Source organism: Paenarthrobacter sp. OM7 (assembly GCF_029873575.1).
Classification (GTDB): domain Bacteria; phylum Actinomycetota; class Actinomycetes; order Actinomycetales; family Micrococcaceae; genus Arthrobacter.
In genome coordinates, this window is record NZ_CP123579.1 from 3,831,309 (window position 1) to 3,854,582 (window position 23,274).

The 23,274-nt window shown below is 61.8% G+C and carries 28 protein-coding genes; 8 read left to right on the forward strand and 20 right to left on the reverse strand.

Annotated features, from left to right (window positions below; all coding sequences use genetic code 11):
* Window positions 1–404 precede the first annotated feature (404 nt).
* Window positions 405–1,031, forward strand: coding sequence for a hypothetical protein (locus QEH68_RS17600; protein ID WP_280623678.1), 627 nt, complete (start codon window positions 405–407; stop codon window positions 1,029–1,031).
* 203 nt (window positions 1,032–1,234) lie between these two features.
* On the opposite strand, the gene QEH68_RS17605 is transcribed toward QEH68_RS17600, so the two are convergent.
* The gene (locus QEH68_RS17605; RefSeq protein WP_280623680.1) at window positions 1,235–1,498 is read right to left on the reverse strand and encodes a hypothetical protein; all 264 of its coding nucleotides are present in this window, start codon (window positions 1,496–1,498) and stop codon (window positions 1,235–1,237) included.
* A 1,111-nt stretch (window positions 1,499–2,609) separates the two neighbouring features.
* Here QEH68_RS17605 and QEH68_RS17610 point away from each other — a divergent pair.
* Entirely contained in the window at window positions 2,610–3,071 is a 462-nt protein-coding gene (locus QEH68_RS17610) for a hypothetical protein (protein WP_280623682.1), read from the forward strand.
* Between the two features lie 69 nt (window positions 3,072–3,140).
* On the opposite strand, the gene QEH68_RS17615 is transcribed toward QEH68_RS17610, so the two are convergent.
* From QEH68_RS17615 to QEH68_RS17625, 3 genes are all read right to left on the reverse strand, one after another.
* On the reverse strand, window positions 3,141–3,668 hold the full coding sequence (locus tag QEH68_RS17615) for a GNAT family N-acetyltransferase (RefSeq protein WP_280623684.1): 528 nt from the start codon (window positions 3,666–3,668) through the stop codon (window positions 3,141–3,143).
* A 57-nt stretch (window positions 3,669–3,725) separates the two neighbouring features.
* Window positions 3,726–4,199 carry a GNAT family N-acetyltransferase gene (locus QEH68_RS17620; protein ID WP_280623686.1) on the reverse strand — a complete coding sequence of 158 codons (474 nt, stop codon included), beginning with the start codon at window positions 4,197–4,199 and terminating at the stop codon, window positions 3,726–3,728.
* 77 nt (window positions 4,200–4,276) lie between these two features.
* Window positions 4,277–4,693 carry a hypothetical protein gene (locus QEH68_RS17625; RefSeq protein WP_280623688.1) on the reverse strand — a complete coding sequence of 139 codons (417 nt, stop codon included), beginning with the start codon at window positions 4,691–4,693 and terminating at the stop codon, window positions 4,277–4,279.
* A gap of 542 nt (window positions 4,694–5,235) precedes the next feature.
* On the opposite strand from QEH68_RS17625, the gene QEH68_RS17630 reads away from it, so the two are divergent.
* Entirely contained in the window at window positions 5,236–5,658 is a 423-nt protein-coding gene (locus QEH68_RS17630; RefSeq protein ID WP_280623690.1) for a GNAT family N-acetyltransferase, read from the forward strand.
* A 126-nt stretch (window positions 5,659–5,784) separates the two neighbouring features.
* Here QEH68_RS17630 and QEH68_RS17635 read toward each other — a convergent pair whose 3' ends face one another.
* Window positions 5,785–6,528 carry an NUDIX domain-containing protein gene (locus QEH68_RS17635; RefSeq protein WP_280623692.1) on the reverse strand — a complete coding sequence of 248 codons (744 nt, stop codon included), beginning with the start codon at window positions 6,526–6,528 and terminating at the stop codon, window positions 5,785–5,787.
* A gap of 104 nt (window positions 6,529–6,632) precedes the next feature.
* Here QEH68_RS17635 and QEH68_RS17640 point away from each other — a divergent pair, with 104 nt between their 5' ends.
* From QEH68_RS17640 to QEH68_RS17650, 3 genes are all read left to right on the forward strand, one after another.
* The gene (locus tag QEH68_RS17640; protein ID WP_207594884.1) at window positions 6,633–7,649 is read left to right on the forward strand and encodes an SPFH domain-containing protein; all 1,017 of its coding nucleotides are present in this window, start codon (window positions 6,633–6,635) and stop codon (window positions 7,647–7,649) included.
* Between the two features lie 8 nt (window positions 7,650–7,657).
* Complete coding sequence (locus QEH68_RS17645; protein ID WP_280623696.1) at window positions 7,658–8,560, forward strand: hypothetical protein; 903 nt, start codon at window positions 7,658–7,660, stop codon at window positions 8,558–8,560.
* A 92-nt stretch (window positions 8,561–8,652) separates the two neighbouring features.
* Window positions 8,653–9,600 (forward strand): hypothetical protein, encoded by a 948-nt coding sequence (locus tag QEH68_RS17650; protein ID WP_280623698.1) that lies wholly within the window; start codon window positions 8,653–8,655, stop codon window positions 9,598–9,600.
* On the opposite strand, the gene QEH68_RS17655 is transcribed toward QEH68_RS17650, so the two are convergent.
* Both QEH68_RS17655 and QEH68_RS17660 read right to left on the reverse strand, forming a co-directional pair.
* A complete protein-coding gene (locus tag QEH68_RS17655) occupies window positions 9,597–10,100 on the reverse strand; it encodes a GNAT family N-acetyltransferase (RefSeq protein ID WP_207594887.1) in 504 nt (167 codons plus the stop codon). The two genes, QEH68_RS17650 and QEH68_RS17655, sit on opposite strands and share 4 nt — an antisense overlap.
* A gap of 17 nt (window positions 10,101–10,117) precedes the next feature.
* Window positions 10,118–10,507, reverse strand: a complete 390-nt coding sequence (locus QEH68_RS17660; RefSeq protein WP_280623700.1) for a hypothetical protein — start codon at window positions 10,505–10,507, stop codon at window positions 10,118–10,120.
* Between the two features lie 156 nt (window positions 10,508–10,663).
* Between QEH68_RS17660 and QEH68_RS17665 the strand changes: the two genes are divergently transcribed.
* Entirely contained in the window at window positions 10,664–11,062 is a 399-nt protein-coding gene (locus QEH68_RS17665) for a hypothetical protein (protein WP_280623702.1), read from the forward strand.
* A gap of 128 nt (window positions 11,063–11,190) precedes the next feature.
* The gene (gene ggt, locus QEH68_RS17670) at window positions 11,191–13,026 is read left to right on the forward strand and encodes a gamma-glutamyltransferase (RefSeq protein WP_280623704.1); all 1,836 of its coding nucleotides are present in this window, start codon (window positions 11,191–11,193) and stop codon (window positions 13,024–13,026) included.
* Window positions 13,027–13,131: 105 nt separating this feature from the next.
* Here the strand turns inward: ggt and QEH68_RS17675 are convergent, their stop codons facing one another.
* The 13 genes from QEH68_RS17675 to mpaB all read right to left on the reverse strand — a co-directional run bounded on the left by QEH68_RS17675 (window position 13,132) and on the right by mpaB (window position 23,270).
* Window positions 13,132–13,317 (reverse strand): hypothetical protein, encoded by a 186-nt coding sequence (locus tag QEH68_RS17675; protein ID WP_207594894.1) that lies wholly within the window; start codon window positions 13,315–13,317, stop codon window positions 13,132–13,134.
* 30 nt (window positions 13,318–13,347) lie between these two features.
* Window positions 13,348–14,031, reverse strand: coding sequence for a hypothetical protein (locus QEH68_RS17680; RefSeq protein WP_280623706.1), 684 nt, complete (start codon window positions 14,029–14,031; stop codon window positions 13,348–13,350).
* Window position 14,032: 1 nt separating this feature from the next.
* Window positions 14,033–14,782 carry a hypothetical protein gene (locus tag QEH68_RS17685; RefSeq protein WP_280623708.1) on the reverse strand — a complete coding sequence of 250 codons (750 nt, stop codon included), beginning with the start codon at window positions 14,780–14,782 and terminating at the stop codon, window positions 14,033–14,035.
* On the reverse strand, window positions 14,782–15,489 hold the full coding sequence (locus tag QEH68_RS17690) for an ATP-binding cassette domain-containing protein (protein ID WP_280623710.1): 708 nt from the start codon (window positions 15,487–15,489) through the stop codon (window positions 14,782–14,784). Before QEH68_RS17690 ends, QEH68_RS17685 begins: the two co-directional genes overlap by 1 nt.
* Window positions 15,486–17,159, reverse strand: a complete 1,674-nt coding sequence (gene mpaP, locus QEH68_RS17695) for a daptide biosynthesis intramembrane metalloprotease (RefSeq protein WP_280623712.1) — start codon at window positions 17,157–17,159, stop codon at window positions 15,486–15,488. The genes QEH68_RS17690 and mpaP overlap by 4 nt, the downstream gene beginning before the upstream one ends.
* Complete coding sequence (locus tag QEH68_RS17700; protein WP_280623714.1) at window positions 17,156–18,346, reverse strand: YcaO-like family protein; 1,191 nt, start codon at window positions 18,344–18,346, stop codon at window positions 17,156–17,158. The genes mpaP and QEH68_RS17700 overlap by 4 nt, the downstream gene beginning before the upstream one ends.
* Window positions 18,343–19,161: a daptide-type RiPP biosynthesis methyltransferase gene (gene mpaM, locus QEH68_RS17705; RefSeq protein WP_207594907.1), complete on the reverse strand. Its 819-nt coding sequence runs from the start codon at window positions 19,159–19,161 to the stop codon at window positions 18,343–18,345. The genes QEH68_RS17700 and mpaM overlap by 4 nt, the downstream gene beginning before the upstream one ends.
* An 83-nt stretch (window positions 19,162–19,244) precedes the next feature.
* Window positions 19,245–19,382: a daptide-type RiPP gene (locus QEH68_RS17710; RefSeq protein ID WP_280623718.1), complete on the reverse strand. Its 138-nt coding sequence runs from the start codon at window positions 19,380–19,382 to the stop codon at window positions 19,245–19,247.
* Between the two features lie 42 nt (window positions 19,383–19,424).
* Complete coding sequence (locus tag QEH68_RS17715) at window positions 19,425–19,550, reverse strand: daptide-type RiPP (RefSeq protein WP_256378406.1); 126 nt, start codon at window positions 19,548–19,550, stop codon at window positions 19,425–19,427.
* 49 nt (window positions 19,551–19,599) lie between these two features.
* Entirely contained in the window at window positions 19,600–19,743 is a 144-nt protein-coding gene (locus tag QEH68_RS17720) for a daptide-type RiPP (RefSeq protein ID WP_280623723.1), read from the reverse strand.
* A gap of 4 nt (window positions 19,744–19,747) precedes the next feature.
* Window positions 19,748–20,962 (reverse strand): daptide-type RiPP biosynthesis dehydogenase, encoded by a 1,215-nt coding sequence (mpaC, locus tag QEH68_RS17725; RefSeq protein WP_280623725.1) that lies wholly within the window; start codon window positions 20,960–20,962, stop codon window positions 19,748–19,750.
* The gene (mpaD, locus tag QEH68_RS17730; RefSeq protein WP_280623727.1) at window positions 20,959–22,248 is read right to left on the reverse strand and encodes a daptide-type RiPP biosynthesis aminotransferase; all 1,290 of its coding nucleotides are present in this window, start codon (window positions 22,246–22,248) and stop codon (window positions 20,959–20,961) included. Before mpaD ends, mpaC begins: the two co-directional genes overlap by 4 nt.
* A complete protein-coding gene (mpaB, locus tag QEH68_RS17735) occupies window positions 22,248–23,270 on the reverse strand; it encodes a daptide biosynthesis RiPP recognition protein (protein WP_280623729.1) in 1,023 nt (340 codons plus the stop codon). Before mpaB ends, mpaD begins: the two co-directional genes overlap by 1 nt.
* Window positions 23,271–23,274: the final 4 nt, after the last annotated feature.

Sequence of the window (23,274 nt, forward strand, 5' to 3'; positions counted from 1 at the left end):
CCGTGAAGTGTCTCAACCAACGCGGGGAGGGGTTCTGAGCCAGTCCGAGGTCTGTTTCCTGAGGATGCCCGGTAAAGGATCCTCACCGGACGCATGGTTGGCCGGCCATAGACTGTCGGCATGTCGAGGCAATCGTTACCCAGGGGGACGTTCAGAGGAGACCAGTGCGATCCGGAAGAAGCAGCACCGGAACGGCAGTGGCGGATAGGGTGCCAACCGACCAGCCCGCTCACACATAAGAAACTAGCCGCGGCTCGGTCAAACTCATGAAAGTCATCTGCACACAGATTTCCCAGCCGGATGCAGATCGGCCTTTCGAAGGTACCGGCTGGCTCAAACTCGACGCCGAATATACGGTGACCTCCCTGTTGGCGTACCCCAGCGGGCGGGTGGAGATCCAAATATTGGCCGACGATCAAAGAAGCATGGCTTGGGTTGATTCCAGAGCGGTTATGACCAGCGACAGAACAATTCCAGAGAGCTGGGAGGCCAGAATCGGTGACGGTGGTGTGCTCAAATTTGCACCACCACGCTGGCTGGTGCCCGGATTCTGGGAGGACTACTACGACGGAGACCCCAGCGCCGCCGAGATCGTCAACGAAGAACTGGACAAGATCGCCGGCCGCCAAACAGACCATGGCATGCCCGACCTGAACAGGCCGATGACTTCACGGGAGCTACAGTCCGCTGGCGAGCACGTCGCGGCCGCCCAAGGAACAGACAGATGGAAAGGCTTGATGCTGGTGCTGCTCCACCACATCAAAGAAATAGCGGCGCCTCTTGAGCTGCAGCCGGTCTTGGCCACAGCAGAATCGTACTGGTCGATGGGAAAGGGAACTCCGGAGGCTCTCGAGCGGGCCAAAGGCAGCTGCTGGAACTATCTGAACGAATTCGAGCTGCACACGCATCTCATCGAACCAGGCCCAAAGTTTGCCCGAGCACTTTTGTGCATTCTGGAACCCCTGGGCGACGAGAACTCCCGGTCGGACACAGCGGACTGGTTCGCAGGCGTGGTCTGGGACATCTGGTAGGCCCCTGGGCCCTCCTAACCTCGACCGCCGTCGTCAGGATGCCCCGTAAAGGATCGAAGGACTCCTGTTGCAATAACCGCCTGAATCCGCCGATCCTTCACCGGGCATCCGTTTCTAGACAAGGAGGGAGGTGCTCGCTCAAGCGCACCAGCACCCGCCATCGCTCTCGCGCGATCTTCCTCATTATTGTTGCCGCACTCATGTCACGATGGACTCGGGCCCACGAGCCGGCTTCGAGCCGCAGCCAGCAGTAAGGCGTAGTCCTCTGAGAATGGCTGAATCAGTACCGATTCGAGCAAGCATTCAATGTCCCACAAGATACGCCGCTCGGCTTGGTCAGCCAAATCCACATCCTTGCGCTCGTTGAATCGGGCCAGCCAGTCAAAGAGCACCAATGCCTCGTGTTGGCTGAGTTCGACGTTGATTTGCCCGGCGTTGCTCACGCCATCCCCTCCACGCTGCGCCACTGGACCTCCTCGATTTCGTCCCCTACTTCCGACAAACCACGTACTGCCATGAAAGTATCGAAGGTTCCAAAGGATGTCAGATTGGGTTCAATTCCGATGGACCAAACCGCGTCGCATTCACAACATAGCTGAAAGAGTTCGCCTGTCTTTACAAGTCGGTACGGTTTCACCCAGTCCTGCCCGCACCTTGGGCATACGATGTCGTTCCTCATGAGGACAAGAACGCTGTCACTGCATCGGTCGTACCGTGTTCGATGAAGATACTGTCACCTGTTCCGCGGCCATCGCCGCTTCGCTTTCGCATTGCAACAACATATCTGCAGTCCGTTAGCCGACCGTCACCGGGGCACCACGTGACCCTAGAGCTGCCATCCTTCCGAATTATTCGGCTAGGTAATGCAGTCTTTTGGCCCCAGAGGAACCGTTTCTGATCCCTCGCGCACTAGCTGGAAGCACCTGGCGTCATCGGCGAGGTCGATTCCGAACTCAAGCACTCGCTCGGAGGACGACTGGCCTAAATAGAGCGGAAAGGTCACTTTCGACCCGCTTAGCCGCAGCATTCCAGGACCCAAATCCCACGTCCCACTGGAGTTGTAGGAACCGGAATTGCCAGATTTCCAGTCTTGGTCACCCAAGGGATCCAGATAGCTAGGAGCTTTCTCGAGCCTGAAGGTTTTGTCCTGCATCAGGGTGAGGCGAGTCTCGCCATTGACCCATGTTCCACCGATTTCGGCTGCTGTAGGAGCAGGGAGCGGCTGCTCAGGACTGCAGGCCGTGAGTGAAGCCACGACCACCAACCCTGCGGTCACTCGTCTGAATAAACTCATATCCATCCTTCAGCAGGTCATAACTGGATCCTAAGGATACCGAGTCAAGTACTTCCCCTGAGCTCCGCACCTCTGAGTGCGCGTCAAACTTGAACGGCGCCCATCGGACGCCCAGCGTCCTCTTGAGGATCGCCTTATGGCAAGACCGAGATAGTTGCCGAGTGGCGATCTACTTGGTGCACGCGCCGCCAACGGCCCAGCCACCGAACCTTGAAATACATTTGAGCAATGACATTGCCTCTTGTTGGAGAAGACACCGTCCATCTAGGGCCCGGTACTTTTATGTGGGTCGCCCTGACGCATTCCTCATCGACCCGGGCCAGGACAGCCAGTCCATTCTCGAGAGCCTGATACAGAGCCCCGGGTATCAGCACGACTATGCATCCCCCTTTCCTCCGGCGACGGAAGTCCGCGCATGGGGCATCCACGGGCGGTGGAGGATTGATGCCATCCATCCGGGTCTGTTCGAGGCATCGACGGCCGAAACCGCGAGAGCCGAGATCGATGTCTGGGCAAATGACCAAGATTGGACGGACCCGGAATTCTCCCAACCCGCCGATGCCATTCAACGGTTGGGAACCATCTATTCACTCTTGGACTCAGGTCCTGTCCTGAAGCTGCACAATCCCCCGCGTGAAGCTGAACATGACTACGGCTTCGTCACCGGCAGCCTGGGTTTCCACGAGTACATTGTGATCGATCGGATTCTCGGCACGCTCCACGTCATTGTCGCTTCTGATGACTGAGATGAACCGACCTGGCGACCGCCGTTGCGGAGTCGTTCGCAGAAGCAGCGGCGCACGGTAACGGATCCCTTATCGGGCGTCTGCCTTGCCGCGAAGATCGAGAGCGTAGGTCAGGTAAACGACGGGCGAGCCGTCCGGACTCCGGTCGGTAATCGGGGCGCTGTCTGCGGTGTAGCGGAAGCCGCAGCGTTCCGCTACACCGATTGATGCAGCGTTCTGCGGGTCAGCGCGGATGATTGCCCGGTCACCAATGTCGTTGTCCGCGATGTAGCGGCAGACTAGAAGGACAGCAGTCGTCGCGACAGCTCGACGGCGTGCCCAAGGATGAACGGCGTAGGAGATATTCACATCGCCGGCGGCAGGCAAGTCGTCTATCTCGGGGTCGAAATCGATATATCCAGCCAACTGGTCGTCAAGCCATATCGCGAATCCGCGCTTACCTGTCCCGCGGCTCGCATTCTCAGCCAGCATCGCAAAGTATTGGCGGGTGGAATCGACGGTCCCAGCTCTCCCGGATAACCAACGAACCGTCTCGTCGTCCTCACCAGCGTTATGCGCTTTTATATCCGCATCGGTGAATGCCCGAAGTTCGACCATGGGCACAACTTACACGCAATCCTGAAACGGCACTCACGGCCGCCCGTAGCCGATCCCTCACCGGGCAGACTGTTTTGCGAGCGGCCTCACCATGATAAGCGAGGGACCATCCCAGTCGATGCGTTCAAACTCTTGTAGCGGTAGAAACCCGGCTCGACGGTAGAAAGCCCTGCTCTTCGCGTAGGCGTCGTCCTCGAATGATGGACCCACAGTATGGACTTGAAGCAGTTGGCAGCCCTCGACAACGAGCGACGTCGAGACCGCGTTGACCAAGGCCGAGCCGACTCCTTTGCTGCGGTGATTTGCCTGCACGGCGATCAAGCTCAGTTCCGCGGATTCTGGAAAATGACGGTTCACCAAGGCAACACCGACCACCTCGCCGTCGATAATGGCGAGGAATGAGTCCCGCCGCCAAGCGCTCTCGACGTAATTGACGACGGCTTCTTCAATGGCGAACCAGTCAGGTAGTGAGCGCAAGATCCGATCTACGGCGGCGGGGTCCTGACGGCGATCGATCTCTACGACGGGCATACATCGAGTACATCACAGCGAAGGCCGGCCTTTTCAGGAGCAGGCAAGTGCCCGGTGAGGGATCCTATGAGAAACAGTCAGGCTAAGTCCTCAAAGCTCTCCTCGCCTGGGCGCCAGACCATCCACGCTTGATCGGAGAATCCCATGAGGTGAGCTATCTCGACGTAGACATCTTCCCTCGCCGGATGTATCACTATCGTTCCAGTATCAAGCTCGACGCGTATGCCACTACCTGTGGCTTCGCTTGTCGAGATCACTGCGCCGGGGGTCAAGCGACGTAGTGCATCCGCGTAGCCGAGGTCTTGCTCGTGCCACAAACGGCCAGCTGCCTGGACGACAGGCCATACGTAGCAGTTAAGGATGACGGGACCGCCGTCAGACGTGCCGTCGAATCGCAACTGCACGTAGTCGTTCAGAACAAACTCGACCGAATACATCCGGTCGCACACCAGCCGCGAAAGTAATTCGTTGGGCACATACGGTGCTCTCGCCATGTTGGCACCTCTTCATTTCAACTATGGCGCCAGCATAAAGGCAGTCTTAGTCAATGCCGTGATTGGCGCGTGGTTGCGGCCGTAAACAGAGACCGTCCACCGGTCTCTGTGAACCCCGAGTATGGATCCTCTAGCGGATTTACTCCCGGCGGCGGGCCAACGGCAGCGATAAACTAACGGACCGAAGTTCTGTCGGAAAAGGGACCTGGGTATGCCGGAGCAGGTGAAAATCTAACTCGACGAGGATCAAGCACTGGTGTTGTTCGATTGGTTATGTCATTTGAACGACGGTAAGGCCCGCGTGGTTACTCATCAGGCCGAGCAACGGGTCCTTTGGGACATTCAATCTGACCTTGAGTCAGTTGTTGTCGCGCCCTTCGAAGCAAATTACACCGAGCTGCTCGCGCAAGCGCGAAACCGCGTTGCAGATGCCGGCCAATAGTCCACTTAGCTCTCCGAGTTGCGACGTCCGGTGAAGGATCGGTATACGGGCACGCAACTCGAAGACACCCCAATGACTAAGGTGCGTGTTTGCATGGAGCATGACCACCATCAACATAGTGAAGACCAAAGACCTGCCGCTCAGCGAAGTCCTTGAGCTGTACCGTGCCGTGGAATGGCATGTCTACACGAAGGACCCTGACATTCTAGTCCGGGCGCTGGAAGGATCTTCCACACTCGTGGCCGCTCATGACGGCCAGACGCTGGTTGGACTAGCGCGTGTCATTTCCGATGGTGCTTCCATTTGCTACCTCCAGGACGTTCTTGTCCGGCCGTCGCATCACAGAAGAGGTATAGGACGAGCCCTCGCTGAACGAGCGCTCGAACAGTACCCACACGTGCGTCAGAAAGTCCTAATCACCGACGACGAGCCGAAGCAGAAAGCGTTCTATGAAGCGCTCGGCTACACCCAGACCGAGGAATTCCAAGGAGGATCGGTCAGAGCTTTCATCCGATTCGACTGACTACCTACGCCCGCCAAAGGATCCCTTACGGGACAACCGAAGCATGTCTTGATTAACGGACTGTCGCATGAGTCCCTAAGCGCTAGCACCCAACGATGATCGTTGTGGGGCGATGGTTCGTTCTTGCTAGCTTGACAACAACCTCGGCCGCATCAGCGGCGGGTTCAGCACCGCGCGGGTGGGTTGGCCCGCCGTCGGACGCGCAGCGGGGGCGAGCCTGAACAGCGCAGCCGGCCTCCCGGCGTCGCCCGCTGTCATCCGCCCGGTATCCTCGAGGAAGCCGGGCGTCCCCGTCGCCTTCCGGTGGAAGTTACGCGGGTCCAGGCGGGTCCCCCACACGGCCTCGTACACGGCGCGAAGCTGGGCGATGGTGAATTCGTCGCCACAGAAGGCAGCACCCAGCGGCGAGTATTCGAGCTTCGACTTGGCCCGCTCCAAAGCGTCCTCGAGGATGCGCGCATGGTCGAAGGCCAGCTCGAGCCTCCCATCAAGGACCTCCCGCACCGGATACCAGGCCGCCTGTTCAGCGTCGCTGCCCGCTGACAGCACAGGAAAGTCGGGCGCGAGCAGCAGGTGCGCGACTGTCAGGACGTCGCCGCGGGGGTCGCGCCCCTTCGGGCCGTAACTTCCCAACTGCTCAAGGTGACCGGGCAAATGTTCGACGCCGGTCTCCTCCGCCAGTTCCCGACCCGCCGCTTCGAGCAGGTCCTCGCCCGCCAGAACGAAGCCACCCGGGAGGGCCAGCTTTCCTTTGAAGGGCTCGATGAGTCGGGTAATGAGCAGGATATTCAGCTCACCGTTGCGCACAGTAAGGGCGACGACGTCGACCGTCACCGGAAAGCGCTCGGGGGCGAAATGGGATGCGGGCATGTATCAAGCATAGGAAGTTATCGTCATGTTGACAATAAAGCTGAATGCGCCCTAGTGTGTAGTTATCGTCAACTTGACGAGAAAATAGCGAAAGCGAGAACCTCATGGCCACCATCAAGCGCTACCCCTGGCTCAGCCACTTCCTCGGCAGCCCCACCGGCTACGTCGTCCACCTGCAAAAGGGCGCCGTCAAACACCAAGGCGTGGGCCAGGCTTTCTTCTTCCGCCCTGCGAACTCTGTGCTGAGCGAGGTTCCCGTGGACGACCAGGAACTGCCCACCCTTTTCCACGCCATCACCCGCGACCACCAGGACGTCAGTGTTCAGGCCAACGTGACCTACCGATTCATCGACCCCGTGGCCGTCTCCACCCGGCTCGACTTCGGACTGCAAACCGCGGGCAAGGCGCCGTCCACCGGACGTGAGCAGGTCTCCACGATCATCGGCCAGCTGTGCCAAAGCCACGCGATCGACCAGATCGCCACCACCACCCTCGCCGAGGCGCTCGAACGCGGCGTCAGCCAACTCCGACTGGTCCTCACGGAGGCCCTGCGGGCAGATGCCCGACTGCAATCCACGGGCATCGAAATCCTCGGCGTGCAGGTGTTGGCCGTCCGGCCCGAAGCCGACGTCGAGCGCGCCCTGCAGACTCCCGTTCGTGAGCAACTCCAAGCCGAAGCGGACCGCGCTGTTTACGAGAGGCGGGCAGTCGCCGTCGAACGCGAACGCACCATCTCCGAGAACGAGATGGCCAGCCAGATCGAACTCGCAGTACGCCGCGAGAACCTGGTGGCCCAAGAAGGCACAAACGCCCGCCGCGCCGCAGAAGAGAAGGCCGCCGCTGGATTGATTGAGGCGCAGGGTTCTGCTGAACGGCAAGGAATTGGCGCAGCAGCCGAGGCGAACCAAATCCGCCTGGTGGGCGAAGCAGCCGCCGCCCGCGAAGCCGCCACTATGGAGGTTTACCGCAATATGGAACAGGCCACGCTTTTGGCCCTGGCCCTGAAGGACGCTGCCGGAAGCCTGCCGAACATCGGGAACCTGACCATCACTCCGGACCTGCTCAGTGGAGCACTTGCCGGGCTGTTCAAGGAACCAGCCACAACTGAGCTCACCAAGTAAGGATCGTCATGGCCACCCCGCGCATCGTCATCGTCCACCGGCGGACCGAACTCCAGGAACTCCTGGACCGGCACGCCACCCGCGGCCAGGCCGAGTTCTTCCTCAGCACACGAGGCCGCAGCATCCAGGACGTGCAGGACCGGCATGATCACCTCACCGCGGCCTTGGCCACCGTCCGCGCTGCCGTGCCGTCCGACTGGCGGCAGGCCGAAGTGGAACGCGCAGACCTCAGCCGCTTCTTGCTCACGGCGGAGGACATCATCGCCGTGGTGGGGCAGGACGGGCTGGTGGCGAACGTCGCCAAGTACCTGAACGGGCAGCCGGTCATCGGGATCGACCCGGAGCCCGGCGCCAACCCCGGAGTCCTGGTCCGTCACACACCGGCCGCGGCCGCTGCACTCTTGGCCACTGGCGACGTTGGGCGGCTGCACTGCCAGGACCTCACCACAGTGACGGCAACGCTCGACGACGGGCAGCAGCTTTCGGCGCTCAACGAAGTTTTCATCGGGCACGCCTCACACCAGTCGGCAAAGTACACCGTGACGGCGCCCAGTTTCACCCAGTCCGGCGGGCAAACCGAGCGGCAATCGTCGTCGGGCCTTATTGTTTCCACGGGCACCGGCGCCACCGGCTGGTGCGCGTCGATCGCCCTGGAACGCGGTGGGCGTGTACTCCCGTCTCCGACCGATCCGCGGCTCGCGTGGTTCGTCCGCGAAGCATGGCCCTCCCCCGTCACGGGCGCCTCACTGACCGAAGGCGTACTCGAAGCCGGCGAGGTGCTGCGGATTACCGTGGCATCCGATCAGCTGGTGGTGTTCGGCGACGGCATGGAAGATGACCGGCTGACGGCATCTTGGGGGCAGGAGATCACGGTGCAGTTGGGGCAGAAGCCGCTGCGGTTGGTTGTTTGAACCTTCGGATTAGTCCACTCGGTGTAGTATTGGCGGTTGGCCCTCCTCCTATAGGCTCGGGCACTCCATGTCAGACTCAAACGAGGAGCCTCGTGAGCCACTCCGAGCAAACTGCACAGCACTCTGTCCCGTCCGGGAAGCCATCGAACACGGCCGCCCGGGACGCGCTGTGGGGGTGGTTGATCGGACTCCTGGCTGGCGTTCTTGGACTCGCACCGTGGTGGATTACTGGTGCTACTCTGCCTCTTCAGAACCTGTGGGCTACGCAGGTGATGCCAGATCTGATGCCGACGGCCCTGCTGCCTCTGAGTCAATATGAGGCGACCACCATCCTGGCCCTCCTCACGGTTGGTGGGGCTGTTGCCGGGCTTACAGTTCGCATCTGGTCACCCGCCCGCCGTCGACTCGTCACGTGGTGCGCCCTATCCGGAGTCCTCGTGGTTCACGTCGCCGCCACCATCCAGTCATTCGTGGTACTCAGGGAGGGGCTCTTGCCCGGAAGCCTGCCCGGGCTCTACTTCGGAGGTCTTCTGGCCGGCGTCATCGGTTGCCTACTGGCAGCGCTGGTCGCGTTGTTACTTATCGCTTCGTCTTCAACCGTAAAGGCCACCATCGGATTCGGGCTTATGGCCATCCCGGTCACGTCGTGGGCCGTGGTGTGGGTGGTGAGCGCGGTGGGCTTCCTCAGCGTTCCCACCGCCGTACCTACTGTTGCCCGATGGGTTCCTGCCGTCCTGGTGGGTTGCGCGCTGGCGTGGTGCGGCCTCCGGCCCGCCCGTCGAGCGGTTGCCTGGGTGCTCAACATCCTCTTCCTGTGGCTGCTCCCGGCGCTTTTCACCGCCGTCCAATCCGTCCTCGGCACACGTGTACTGGCAGGAGACATCCCGGCGATGCTCTCGATGGGACGCGATGTATTCGGGCGGGGCCTAGGTCCCGACGGAGCCGCGCTGCCCACGATTCTGCTGGCCTTGGTCATAGGCCTGACGGGTGTTGGCGCCCGGTTCGTTATTGCTCGTCGGAACTCCTTGGCATCGGGCTAGTTTGTCTGAAAGGTGCGGACCATCCGGATGTCCCTTACGCCGTCTTCGACCTTCACCGCTCCGTCGGCAATGAATCCGTTCTTCCGGTAGAAGGCTTGGGCTCGCGGATTAGGGTCGGCCACCCACAGCACAGCAGGTGCGGAAGGGCTGATCACTGCGTCGAGAAGCGCCGCTCCCACGCCCGAGCCGTGGGACGATGCATACGCGTAAAGGACGTACAACTCCTGCGGCTCCTCAGGAAGATCAGATGAGGGGCCTGACATGGCAATGCCGATCAACCTGTTGTCATGCAAAGCGACGGCGACGTTGTTCTTTTCATAGCGGGGATCAGTCAGCGCTGCGGTCCAGAATTTCTCCCGCCACTCCAGGAGACCGGGATCGTCCAGCTCCGAGTCGCTCATCAAGCCCCGGTAGGTTTCGCGCCAGGTATCCACGTGTACTTTTGCCATGTCGAGCGCATCCGCAGGCTCGGCACGACGCACGTCAAAGTTGATTGCCATGGCTCTACGGTACATACTCAGCGAGTCGGTACCACCACCACCTGAACGTCGTCTTCGTAGAGGACGCGTCCTGGCGTTGATGAGCGAAGTTCTTCCCATTGCACCCCGTGGCGATCCAACAACGCCAGATAGCCGGGGACCCTGTCCAGTAAATGCACGGCACTCGTCTTGAACCACGCTTGGGCGTGGAGGTTGATGGTGCGGTCATAAACTGTGGGATCCATGAGATTCGGGTCAGGGTAGGCGGCGTCGTACCAAGCATTCGCGGTCTGCCACCAACGATGGTCCTCTTCGCTTAGCTTTCCGTCCTTCGCCAGTCCGTTAGCCAGGCCAAAGATCCCGACGTGGATTCCGCGCGTATTCACTTTCGTTGATTGGTACCTGACGAATTCAAGGGCGGCGGCCATCAACCTACTTCCCTCATGACGTTTCCAGGACACTTACAACCCAGACTGAATACCGAGCCTACAAGTCCAGCGAGATTGGGTCTTGATATCCGGTGTACCGTTGCGTCGACTTAGTGGTTCCAGGTCGACGTAGTGGTTCCAGCCAGAGAGGCTGCTATGACAGCAAAGATTGTAGAGATCATCAGGCACGTTCTGCAGGATGTGAGGTCCAGCGGTCTTGAGGAACCACGCATCGAAGATCTTGCTTGGAACGACGACCCGCAGGCACTCTCGGCAATGATTTACAGCGTCCGCGACTCATCGGGACAAGGTGTGTCGGTCAGGCGTGACCTACCACGGGCCGAGCAGTTGGTATCAGTAGCGGACCAGGTCCAGGAATGGGTTATCGAAGAAAACGGCCCCACCAACAGCAATTGGCCCCAGTGTCCTTGGCATCCCAACAATCACCCCTTGGCCGCTCAACTGGTGGGCGCCCAGGGCGTTTGGGCCTGCCCCGTTCTCCGAACCCCCGCAGCCATCATCGGTGATCTCCGTGCAAAGGGAGCCGACGAATAGGTTCCCTCGAGCCTCGCCTTACCCCCAAACCCACCCGAATGACAACCGTTGTCCCCTTGCAGAGCCACGGGGTAGGGTGACCGGACCGTCCACCCACATCACCGTCTGGAACAACTCTGGGAGGAACCATGACACATGTGAGACGTCAACTGGCTGCTGTGACGGCAGCCTTGGCCCTAACGGCGACGAGCGGGGCGATGGCCAGTCCCGCCTTCGCCGATCCGCGCTCAACCGACAAGAACGCAACGTCCACCGGCTACGGAGGTGCCGTGAGCACCGTGGATCCCGAGGCATCCGCGGCCGCCATTGAAGTACTGAAGAGGGGCGGCAACGCAGCAGATGCCGCGGTTGCAGCTGCAGCCACCCTCGGCGTTACCGAGCCCTACAGCGCCGGCATTGGCGGCGGCGGCTACTTCGTGTTCTACGATGCGAAGACCAAACAAGTGGGCACCATCGACGGCCGTGAAACCGCTCCGGCCGGCATGCCCAACGACGCTTTCATTGACCCTGCCACCAAGCAGCCGCACAAGTTCACGCCGGATCTGGTCACCAGCGGCGTCTCCGTCGGCGTCCCCGGCACTCCTGCCACTTGGGAACGCGCGCTGGAACGCTGGGGAACCCTGGACTTGGGAGAAGCCTTGCAGCCCGCCATCAAGGTGGCCAACCGCGGTTTTGTCGTGGATGAGACATTCCGCCAGCAGACCCTGGACAACAAGGTCCGCTTCGATGCGTTCACTCCAACCCGGGACCTGTTCCTTCCCGGTGGTGACGCTCCCGCCGTCGGAAGTGTCTTCCAGAACCACGACCTCGCCACGACCTACCGGCTGCTCGCCAAGGAGGGCACCGACGCCTTCTACGGAGGTCCGCTCGCAGAGGAGATCGCCAAGACCGTGCAGGCGCCGCCGAAGACCGCGGAAACCAAGCTTCCCGTCCCGGTGGGGTTCATGACCACCCAGGATCTTGCCAACTACAAGGCGCTGGACCAGGACGCCACCAAAGTGGAGTACCGCGGCTATGACGTCTATGGCATGGCGCCCTCCAGCAGCGGCGGCACCACGGTGGGCGAGGCGCTGAACATCCTGGAAAACTACGACCTTAAGGGCATGAAACCGGCCGATGCCCTGCACCACTACTTCGAGGCCAGCTCCTTGGCCTTCGCGGACCGCGGCGCCTACGTGGGTGATCCCGCCTTCGTGAATGTCCCCACCGGTACTTTGCTGAACGATGTGTTCGCCAAGGAACGCTCCTGCGAAATCGATCCGACGGCGGCCGCTCCCAAGCCTGTCGCCCCCGGCAATATAGAAACGTACGACGGCGCGTGCCCGGCTGCCGTGGCGCCCCTCGCCAAGGAGACGGATACGGAGAACATCTCCACGACGAACCTGACGGTCGCCGACAAGTGGGGCAACGTGGTGGAGTACACGCTGACGATCGAGCAGACCGGCGGTTCGGGAATTGTTGTTCCTGGCCGGGGTTTCCTCCTGAACAATGAGCTGACTGACTTCAGCACGGTCTACGATCCGAAGGATCCCAATCGGATTGAACCGAACAAGAGGCCGCGTTCCTCAATGTCGCCCACCATCATTTTGAAGGACCAGAAGCCGTTCCTGGCACTGGGATCCCCCGGTGGATCGACCATTATCACCACGGTGCTGCAGACCATCCTGAACCGCGTCGACCTGGGGATGACAGTCTCCGAGGCCCTTGCTGCGCCACGGGCTGCACCTCGAAATGGAGCGACTGTCAGTTCCGAGCCCGCCTTCATTGACGCCTATGGTCCTGCACTGGAGTCGTTGGGCCATGACCTGGTTCCGGCGGGTGATGCCTTTACGTCGGCGGCGGAGATCGGGGCAGCGACGGCCATCGAATTTGGCAAGGACGGACAGATGACCGCAGCTGCCGAGCCGACCAGGCGCGGTGGTGGTTCGGCGCTAGTGGTAAAACCGGTCAAACCCGCCAGATAACTCCTTCGTCTGAAGCCAGTTGGAAGGCCTCCAACCGTCGCCTGCAAGCCCGCCTCCGAGACGCCCCGCTTGGGCCGCCGACGAGGCGGGCTTCATCCGGCTCGGTCACGACGGGCGGTTGTTCCTGATCTCCCAGCTGTATCTCCACACCATGACCACCGATGCGGCCGACATGATGATTCCGGTGATCATGGACCACGGCGATTGCCCTGGGTTGGAGACGAAGATCGAGACAGCATAGGCGGCGAGCACCAAGGCCAGCAGCAGCCATAACAAGGGTTTGCGATTCATCGTTGTACTCCTTAGGAAGGGGTTGAACAGTCAGGCGAGGTCGCGCTTCAGGAAAACTCCGAAGGCTAGTGCTGTGACAACTACAAGCCAGCCCGCTGCTCCCATAAAAGAGCCCCAAGCCGGTATGTTGACAGCTGATTGGTGTGCCCAGTCGGCGGCAAGGACCGGGAAGAAAGTGGTATCCGGGCCCATCAGCATCTCCGGGAGCAGAAGGGAAAGGGGTACGGCGAACAGGCTCACCAGGTGGCTGCGGATGAGGGAACCTGCAGCGAACCCCCACACCGATCCCATGGCGGCAAGCCACGCGAAGGCCGGGACAACGGTCAAGCTCACGTGCCACGATTCATCCACCAGTTTCCCGGATAGGACAAAGGTCAGGCCAACTAATGCGCCGCTGATCAGCGCGCCCAATGATGTAGTGGCTGCCCGGCCCAGGAACGCCGGGATCCGCTGAAACAGCAGGACCCGGCGGCTGAAACAACCAGTGCGGTAATCGGCGGTGAAAGCGAAGGAGCCCACCACCGCGGCCGCAGTGAGCGTGAGCGTCAGGCCTGCATCCACCAAAGACTCGTCGAAGCCCTCCATGGACGGACCGGGTCCAAGCGCTGCGGCAACAGAAACCAAGGCCATGAAGCCCAGCACCAACCCAGCGCCAACACCCGAGCCCTTCCACAGCCAGGGACGGCGCAGGTCCGAGAGAAAAGCGGACACCACGTCAAAGCTCCTTCCGGCGAAGGGACCACACGGCGCCAAAGCCTGCGAACAGCAGCCATCCCAGAGATACGCAAAACGCCGCACTGGGTTCGAGCAGGCCCTCAAAGGGAACAGAAGCGAGCCCCGCCAAAGCGCCGGACGGAAGCCAGCGGGCCACGTCCGGGGCGTTCGCGAGCAGCGGCAGTTCGACGGCGAGTGGGATCACCAACGTGAGGATCGTCGTCGCGTAGTAGTGCTGAAAGATCCACCCAAGCGAGCATCCCCAGACAGCAGCGAGAGCCGAGGCCACCAGCACCCCCGGCAACAGTCCCAGCGATTCCGGGGCCACGAGCTGCGAGGCAACATCCGGTGGCAGCGAGAAGACTTCGGTTCCGCCCCACACCACGATGCCTGTGACGACGGAGCCGAGTCCCACCATCACCGCGGCAACGTATTTACTCACCAGCACATTCGTCATTCCGGCTGCCACCACGGAGCGGCGGAGCGTCCCGTAATAGGCTTCGCGGGTGACCAGATAGCTTCCTGCGAACGTGGCTACCGGCGCAATACTTGCGGCCAGTGACCAGAAGATCCTGATGTTGTCAGAAACCGACAGACCACCCGAGCTGTCCGGCCATCCAAGGAAGTTGGCCACGAACCACGGCACCAGCGCACTGAACGCCACGATACCCAGACTGGAATATCCGCTGACGTACCTGAGGAGCTCCGATCGGATCCCGTTTGTCACTGCCGCCACAGCGCCACCGGTCATTAGGCACCTGCCAGGATCTTGAAGTACGCAGCTTCAAGGCTGCCCCCGCCAAGAGCTTTGGCTTCCCCGAGGGTTCCGCTGAAAAGGACCTTCTGTTTGAGGATGACAACCTCGTCCGCCACTTGCTCCAGTTCCATCAGCTGGTGGCTTGAAACCAGCGCGCTTCCACCGGCGGCGGCGAACTCCCGCAAAAAACGTCGCAGCCATTGAATGCCCTCAGGGTCCAGTCCGTTGGCGGGCTCGTCGAGGACAAGCATCTGGGGATTACCAACCAACGCGGAGGCAATCCCCAGGCGTTGCTTCATGCCCAACGAGTAGTCCCGGACCTTTTTGTTGGCTTCGACCGCCAGATCCACCTGCTCCAGTGCCCGCTCCACGTTGTCGCTGTCTGCTCCGGCGGCGAGCTGGCAGATCTGCAGGTGCCGACGCCCCGTCAGCCCAGGCTCAACGTCCATCCCGTCCAAGTTCACACCCACCCTGCCGGCGGGCCTGCGCAGGGATCGGTAGTCCACACCGAACACAGTTGCGCGGCCGGACGTCGCCTCCACCAGACCTGTGAGGCCGGCGAGCGCGGTACTTTTCCCTGCTCCGTTAGGGCCGATCAGTCCCACCACCTTCCCCGCGGGAACATCGAATGTCAGCCCCTCGACGGCGAAACGTCCGCCCCTCTTCTTGCTGAACTGCTCAAAACTGGCGTGAATTGTCATGGCTGCCCTTTCGTGGAGTCTGCAGTTAGTCCTGCTTGCCATGGCCACAGGGGCGAACTGGTGATGGACTCCCAGAGCCATTCCCCCAAGCTCGTCTCGTGGTGGCTGGCTACTTCGGCCCGCCCGGAGGACGAAAGGTTCGTTCCTGATTCCAAGCGGCCGGAGAAGGCAATCACCGGCAGGGTGTCGCCTGCGAGGGCTACGGGGACCAAGGTGTCCAGCGGTGCCATGGAGTTCGACGGCGGTTGGTCACCGATGGTTGCCCGTCCCAGGTTTTCGTGAAGGATCATTCCCTGCGATTGCAGCGTGACTGCGTCTCCCGGGGATAGTGCCTGGGACGGGCCTTGGACCGGCATTACGATCTTCAGCTGACCACCTTGGTAGGTGTACCCAGCAATGGTCACCGCCCTGACAGGGATGATCGCCAGGAGCACGCCGATGGTCGCCAGCCCCAGCGTCACCACCACGAGCCGACGCCAACTCGGACTCCCCTTGGCGGCCGCAGCCTGGAAGAACCGGATAACACCCCTGAGTGCCAAGACAAGCAGCAGGCACAGGACCGCGAGGACCACCAAGTGGCCCACAAAGCCCAGCTGAAGGAAAATCGGCACCAAGCGTTGGTAACCGATCAGCATGAAGGCTATTCCGGCAACAAAACTGGCGAGCCCAAACCATGGAAGCAGGCCGCCGGGGCCCAGTGCGCGTCGGGATCCGAGGACCCGGAAGCTGACGACATCGGCCAAGGCATCCAAGGACTTTTTCCGGAGGTGTGGAATGTCCACCGCAGACATCAGGGCCACATAGCCGTCCAGCTTGATGAAGGGGAACAAGTTGAGCACGGCCACGGCGTAGCAAATGACGCCATAAAGGACAGCGGCATCCTTCACCGATGACTCAGGAAGCAGCGCTTGGCCGGCCAGAACCATGCTTCCCAGAGCAACGTGGACCAAAGGCCCTGCCAAGGCAACCAGGACGCGTTGCTTTCTGGAGCTCAGCCGCCACCCATCCGTCACATCGCAGAAGAACGCAGGCGAAAGATAGAACAGCATGATCCCAAGGCGACGCGGTGTCCCGCCAAAGTACGTGAGTGCCATGCCGTGGCCCAGTTCGTGCAGAAGCGTGGACACGAACATCGCCGCCACGACGTACAGGTAGGCCTCCACCGGCAGTGGTGTAGCCAGGACCCGCCACATGCTGGGCCCCGCAATGAAAGCCCCCACCAATCCGCCGAGAAGAAGAAGCAGGGCCACCCCAGCCATGCCGGGCCGCGCCATGGCCGCCACCATGGGTCGGAAGAACTGCAGCAAGGGCGCGGGATTGAACAGGGTGAACTGCACTGTCAGTGGCGGCCTGAACTGGACCCGTCGTACCGCAACGGGCGCCGCACCGCCGTCGAATATTCCTGTGTGCGCCAACTGGCCGACGATCCCCGCGACATCCTGGGCTGTCCACGGAGATCCGAGAAGATGCGCCACTTGGGCCGCGTCCTTCTTCCCGTCCACAGCTTTGAGGACGTTCGCGACGTCGGCGGAGACTCTGGCTTTCGGCACACCGTTAATGGCCACGATCCAGGGCCCGGCAGCCGCCAGCGGGGCATCGATGGACCCCGACGGGGAAAGCTGCACGGGCCACTCGACCGCCCGGTCTGCGCGCACTTTGAGCCTGCTCATATCAGCGGGTGCGGGGTTGAGATATGGCCGGGCAGAAACAGCCGTTTGGTTTCGTCCATGGTGAGGGGGACTGTGCCGGGACAGATCGCTTTTCCGGCCACCCAACCCATGTCCTGGATCGCTTCGGGCAGCCTGTGGGTGAGGCTCACCCAGTGCGTTTGGATGTCCCTTCCCGCGAGGTATCGCACCAAGGTTTCAACGTCCGGCGTGGGTTGGATGTCGGGGAGACCCACCGGCTGGAAGGACTGGACCCACCGAAGCAACCCTTCAATGGGGGCCGGCGTCGTCCAGAAGTCGGCCCGGGAATCGTCATCCGTCACCGCCTCGGGAGACCGCGGACGGGAACGGGCTTGGAACAGCTCCCGGATTTGGAGGCCTTCCTGAAGTGCTCCACGCAACGCGGACACAGGATGGGCGGCCGCTTTGAGCCCTACCGCACCAAAGTGCGCCTCGTCGGCAATCACGCACACCGCCGTTACCAGCGGGCTGCCCTGCTGCGGGATGAAAGCCAACAACGGTTCGACGCCGGCAGACCTCGCCGCGTCAAGGAGCAACAGGAAGCTCCGGGTCTCCCGGGTGGACCGCACAGCGTCGGGCAGGGACGCCACATCGAAGCTGAACAAGGGTGTCCGCTGGTGCCATGCGGCCAGGAACGCATCCCGTTCCAGCACTTCCCCGATGCCCGCAATCTGCGCAAAGGCCTCCGATGGACCCGATGCTGCACCATTGGGAGACGGATCGAAGAAGCGATCCCACGGATTCGCCTCCATGTGTCCGGGGCAGTAATCCACTACCGGCGCCGGAACATGCGAGGCCTTTCCGGTGAGCAGGTTGGTGGCCCGGTACCAAGGAAATTCGTAGGCGAGCGCTGATGGTCGCCCAAGCCCCGCCGAGATGAAGTCGATCCGCGGGTCCGCACCCCCTGTCCGGACAAGCAGGTGCTCGGAATCCGCGGGCGCGGGAGCCAGCGCAAACCGTTCCACAGCTTCTCCCGCACCCCGGGTGATTGAGTCGCGTTTCCTCACATCAAAAGCGCCGACGGCGGAGGCGAACCCTGCTTGCGATGCCCGCCCATGTGCCAACACACCGGCGGTTCGCCACAGCCCAACCTCGTTGGGCACGTACACCCCCGATTCGGACACCAGGCCCAGCGACGGATCGAGGGTCCGTACAGGATCGATGCTCATACGCCGCACACCCACAACTCAATGTCGTCCAGGCCAGGGGTGCGTGTGGCGATGCGGACCGGCCTGCGTTCCAGGATGGTCAAGCCCTCAGCAGTGATTTCCTCTTCGATGAGGCTGTTGCTGACGAACGCGATGTCGCTGGCGTACGCCGAAGACCGGTACGTGCCGCCCTCACCGAAACTGACGTGGATCATGGTGACGTGGCGGGCACCGTTGGCTGGGTCGCGGCTTTCCGTGGTGATCAGGAACGAGTCCTTGCCCAACGGCGAAACTGTTGTGCCGCCGTCGTTGTCTTCTGACGCATGGTGGCTGTCCGCGTTCAGGACCGTGAGAAGGAAACGACCCTCCGGCGCCAGACAGCCGCGGACCCTGCGGAACAACGCACGCCTGCCAACCGGGTCAAGGAGGGTGATGGAACTGGCACCGAGAACCACGCAGCCGTATCCGTCGCCGAGCTCAAAGCCGGACATGTCAGCCTCCACCATGTCCACCGCCACACTGCGCGGGTTGAAGGCCTGCATTTCCACCTTGGTCTTGAGCAGGGCCAGCATTTCCCGGGAAGAGTCGACCGCGGTCAGCGGACGTCCCAAAGTGAGGAGGGGACGGGTAATCCGTCCGGAACCGGCAGCCAACTCAAGGATGGGCCCCGCGGTTTTGCGCGCCGCGGTAAGGATCTCGGGCAGTTCCGTCAGGTCGTTGGCGGTGACAAGGTCATAGAGGCGGGAACCTGAAACGCTGTACAGATCCTCCGGCGGATCCACATGGCCCAGGATCCGCAGAACGGCGTCGGCGGTCTTATCTTTTGCGGTGTTCATCAGCTCGTGTTCTCCGGGAGGTTGAGAGTGGTCCGGGGATGCACGCGGGTGGGACGGAACGTGGCACCACCCGCGTGCACCGGCTATGTGGCGGCGATTCCGACGACGATGCCGGCGATGATGATGACGTCACCAACCCGGATGTACCACGGCGTATCGTCCGGGGTGTCGAGGTTCTCCAGCTCTTCGATGGACAGCTGGAGCGTCGTGTTTGCGATCATTGGTTCCTCCTTCCTTGTTGTTGTGAATGCTGCAGACGGGCACTAAGTGATGCTGACGGCGATGATGCCGATGGCGACTCCCTGGGAGACCCCGATGAACCAGTTCTGGAAGTCGGGGGTGTCCAGCGACTCGATCTCCTGGATGGAGATGTTGAGCTGTTTTTGCATTCGCGTTCACCTCCCTTCGCTGCTGCTGTGGTGGCGGACAGGCGGGAGATCAGGTGATGGCGACGGCAATTCCTACCAATGCCAGTCCCGCTGAAATGCCCTTGATTCGTTCGTCCCAGTCATCCGGAACGTCCATGGGCTCCAGCTCCTGGATGTGGAGGTCCAGGCTCTTGAGCGTGTTGGTGCTGTTCATGTGTTCACCCCCTCTCCCCTGCCTCTCGTAGATTGCCCGTGGGGCCTGGCAAGATGTGGGGTCCTCCCGCAGCGGCGCTGAGGACGTGCTGGATCTGTGCGGCGTCGATGCCTCGAAGCATCGGAAGCCCGCCGCCCCAGTTGCGGATGCAGGCGTCTGTGGTGCGGACTAGGATTTCCTCGGTGATGGATGGGAGCCCCGTGACGCCCCACTGCCACATCAACTCGTCAATGCCCCGCGCAGGATCGGGATCCAGTGAAGGTTCCGTTGCCGTCACCATGTTCCAGAGGTGCTTGAGCCGTGTGGAATCGCCCCACCCTGCGGCGCCCTCACCGATTTCCCTCCAGATGGGGCCAATCACCGAGGTCGTTGCCGTCATTTTCCGCGCGCCCGAGACGTAGGAGAGCTCGTTCGCCACGTACCAGTGCTTGGCGCCGTAAGGGTTGCGCCCCATCAGTGCCCAGCCGGTGTGCGTTTCCATGCTCAGGCGGGCGGCGGCCAGCCTCAGCTCCGGAGCATCCTTGCAGGACAGTTGCTGCCCCAGCTGCACTATCCGTTGGATGAGTGCATGGCCGTCGTCGTCGAAGATGCTGTGGTGGCTGCCAATCATGGTCCCGGCCACGCGCAGGAACGCTTCAAGCAGCCCCTCGTAAACCAGCCGTTTGGGCAGGGTGGCGAGGTGTCCGGCGTCGAGCAGTGCAGCGTCACCTGTCAGGTGCCGCGAGACAATCAAACGGCGTCCGACGGCGGTGTCCAGGCACGCTACGGCGCTGACTTCGGCGCCGGTCCCCACGGTGGACGGCATCAGAATGGTCTTGGGACGTTCCTTGGGGTTGGTCACCGGCGGGAGGACCAGGAGGCCTGAGCGTTTGGCATGGCGTTCGGCGAAGATGGCCAGGCTCGGATCCGCTGTGAACAGCGCGGCGAGCTTGACCGCGTCCAGGACTGAGCCTCCGCCGAGCCCCGCAACGGTCTGAAGTCCGTTTTCGCGGATGAAGCTACCCACCGTCCGGACGGTTTCCACGGTCACTGGCGTCGCGTGCAGGTCCAGGACCGGTGCACCGTTGAGGTGGCCGGCCAACAGCTTGTCCCGGTGTCCTCCCAGGTGGCTGTCCACCACCAATCCCGTCCGTCCGCGGGTCAGGCCGCCGATGTACTTGGAGGCCGTGCCGTCGTCTAGGATGACACAGCGGGTCCGCCACATGTGGTCCGCGATCATGCGAAGACCCCATCTTTTTCGGCAGCGGCCAGGCCAGTGCGGATGGCCTGGCGCAGTTCCTCGAAGTTCTCCTCCGTATAGATGAGTGCGGGCAGGAGTTGGATTCGTCCCGGCCCGGCTTGCACGATTGCCCCGGCGTCGTGGATGCGCCGTACTACGGCAAGGACGCCGTTTGATGAAAGGGGTGTTCCGTTGCGGGACAGCATTTTGATGGCCCTCATGCAGCCGCGACCCGTGGAATTGCCTATGCCTCTAGTGTTTTGCAGGTCCTCGATGAGGTTGCTGAGGCCAGAGGACACCTGCTTGGTCAGCGTGTTGTGGTCCAGTCTTTTCATCTCGGCGATGGTGCTGATGATCGCCGCGCACGTTGCCGGTGTGCCTGCCTGTGTTTCCCCGTGAACGAAGACGGATTCGTTCTTATGGAAAGCTTCTGTCACCCGCTGTGCGATCAGGAGGGCGGCGCAGGCGCTGGTGCCGTTGGTCAGTCCCTTGGACGTAACGATGACGTCTGGTTGCTGAGGCCACGCGTCGGAGGCGAACCAGCCATTTACCCTCCCGAAGCCGGTGGCTACCTCGTCGGCCACCACGAGGAAACCGTGCTGGTCCCGGTATTTGATGACCGCTTCGATGAAAGCGTCAGGGACCGCTTCCGCGCCTGATCCAAGGACGGGCTCCATGATGACCGCTGCAATCCTGGGGCCTTCCCTGCGCATGAGCTGCGCCAGTTCCACACCGTCGTCGTCAAAGCTGATGTGCCGGATACTCCGCCGGTCCACTCCGTACACGGCTTGTCCCAGTTCATCGCCGCTCAGGGCCTGGCTTCCATACGTCAGCCCGTGATAACTCCCCTTCAGCCCGACGACAAGTTTCCTTTCAGGCTGCCCGTCCAGGACGAAGTACTGGCGCGCCAGCTTCATCACGGCATCGTTGGCAGCGCCTCCGGAGGTAGAGAAGAGGACGCGGTGGAAGCTGTGGGACGGCAGGTTCACCAAGGCTTTGGAAGCTTCAATGGCCGCGCGGTGAGCCGTGCGAAAGAGCGGAAGGTAGGACGCCTTGTGGAGTTCCTTGGCTACGGCCCCGGCGATGTTCCCGTTTCCGTAGCCCAGGTTGGTGTTCCAGAGCCCGCTCTTGGCGCAGAGGCGTTGCCGTCCGTCGTCGAAGGTGACATGGACTCCGTTGGCACTGACCGCTGTATGGCTTTCCCCTGCGAAGTCGTGCTGGGGGACGAGTGGTACCCAGAGTGGAAGTTGAGTCCTGGGAGTGGGAAGGATCGGCACAACGGTCATCAGCGTGCACCAACAATGTCGATACCGAGTTGCCCAAACCGGTCCAGGACAGCATGGGCGGCTTCCTCGGCGAGCGCAGCTGAAACTTTGATGGCCGGCGCCGCTGCGATGGCAGCCACCCTGACGTCGCGAAGGTTGGAAACGGCTTCGATAATGGCTGCGGCGTCCGGACCGATCTTGAAGAGACGCCCGGTCTGGGCGTCCAGGAGGGTATGGTCATTCCCCCGCTTCAGGATGAAGGGAGCATGCGCTGACGGCAGACCGTCCCTCAGCGCTGCGCCGTAGAGGCTGGCTCCGAATCCCACCAGCCTGGTGGCGGCACGGTCCTCGCGGGCTACGAACTTCCAGGCCTCCAACGCGGCCAGGTAGCGGGCAATCCACGGTTTGGCGGCCAGCGACTCGTAGATGTCCCAGGGGTAGTAGGCCGCGGCAACGGCGGACTCCGGCCGGAGGGCGATGGACCTGATCCGCAGGTCAGCGAGAGCGTCCCCAACCGTGCCGATCTTGGTTCCGTAGGGTCCGCTGAGAACGGATCCACCCCACGTGATATGGAGCCTGGCCAGAAGGAGATTGTCCTTTGGCGCCCCGCTCAGCGGTCCCCGCTCAGCCAGCACCGCATTGACCTCGGTAAGTTGCTGGACGAAGTGGCCTGTTCGGCAGGCTTCCTCGGCGTCGTCGAAGAAGGCCTGCCAGTCCTCTTTGGTGGTGATCCTGACTACCGTCACACCCACAAGGTTCACGAACGGGATGGCCACATAGTCCTGGATTTCCAGGCTCAGCGTGCCGTCCACCAGGAGTTCTTCTCCCGCGACATCGAAGGATCCCGTGACGGGCACAATGCCCGGGTCCGTGTTGTCCCCGTTGAGGACCAGGATGGTGGAGTCCTCGCCGGCCAGCGTCTTCGCGTAGCCGGTGTGGTCAGGATTCTCGACAAAAATGACGTGGCCCGGGATACGCCCCGGAATGCCGGTGATCCACTGATCCACAGCGGCGGCAATGCTCTGTTGCTGACTCAGCTTCAATGAC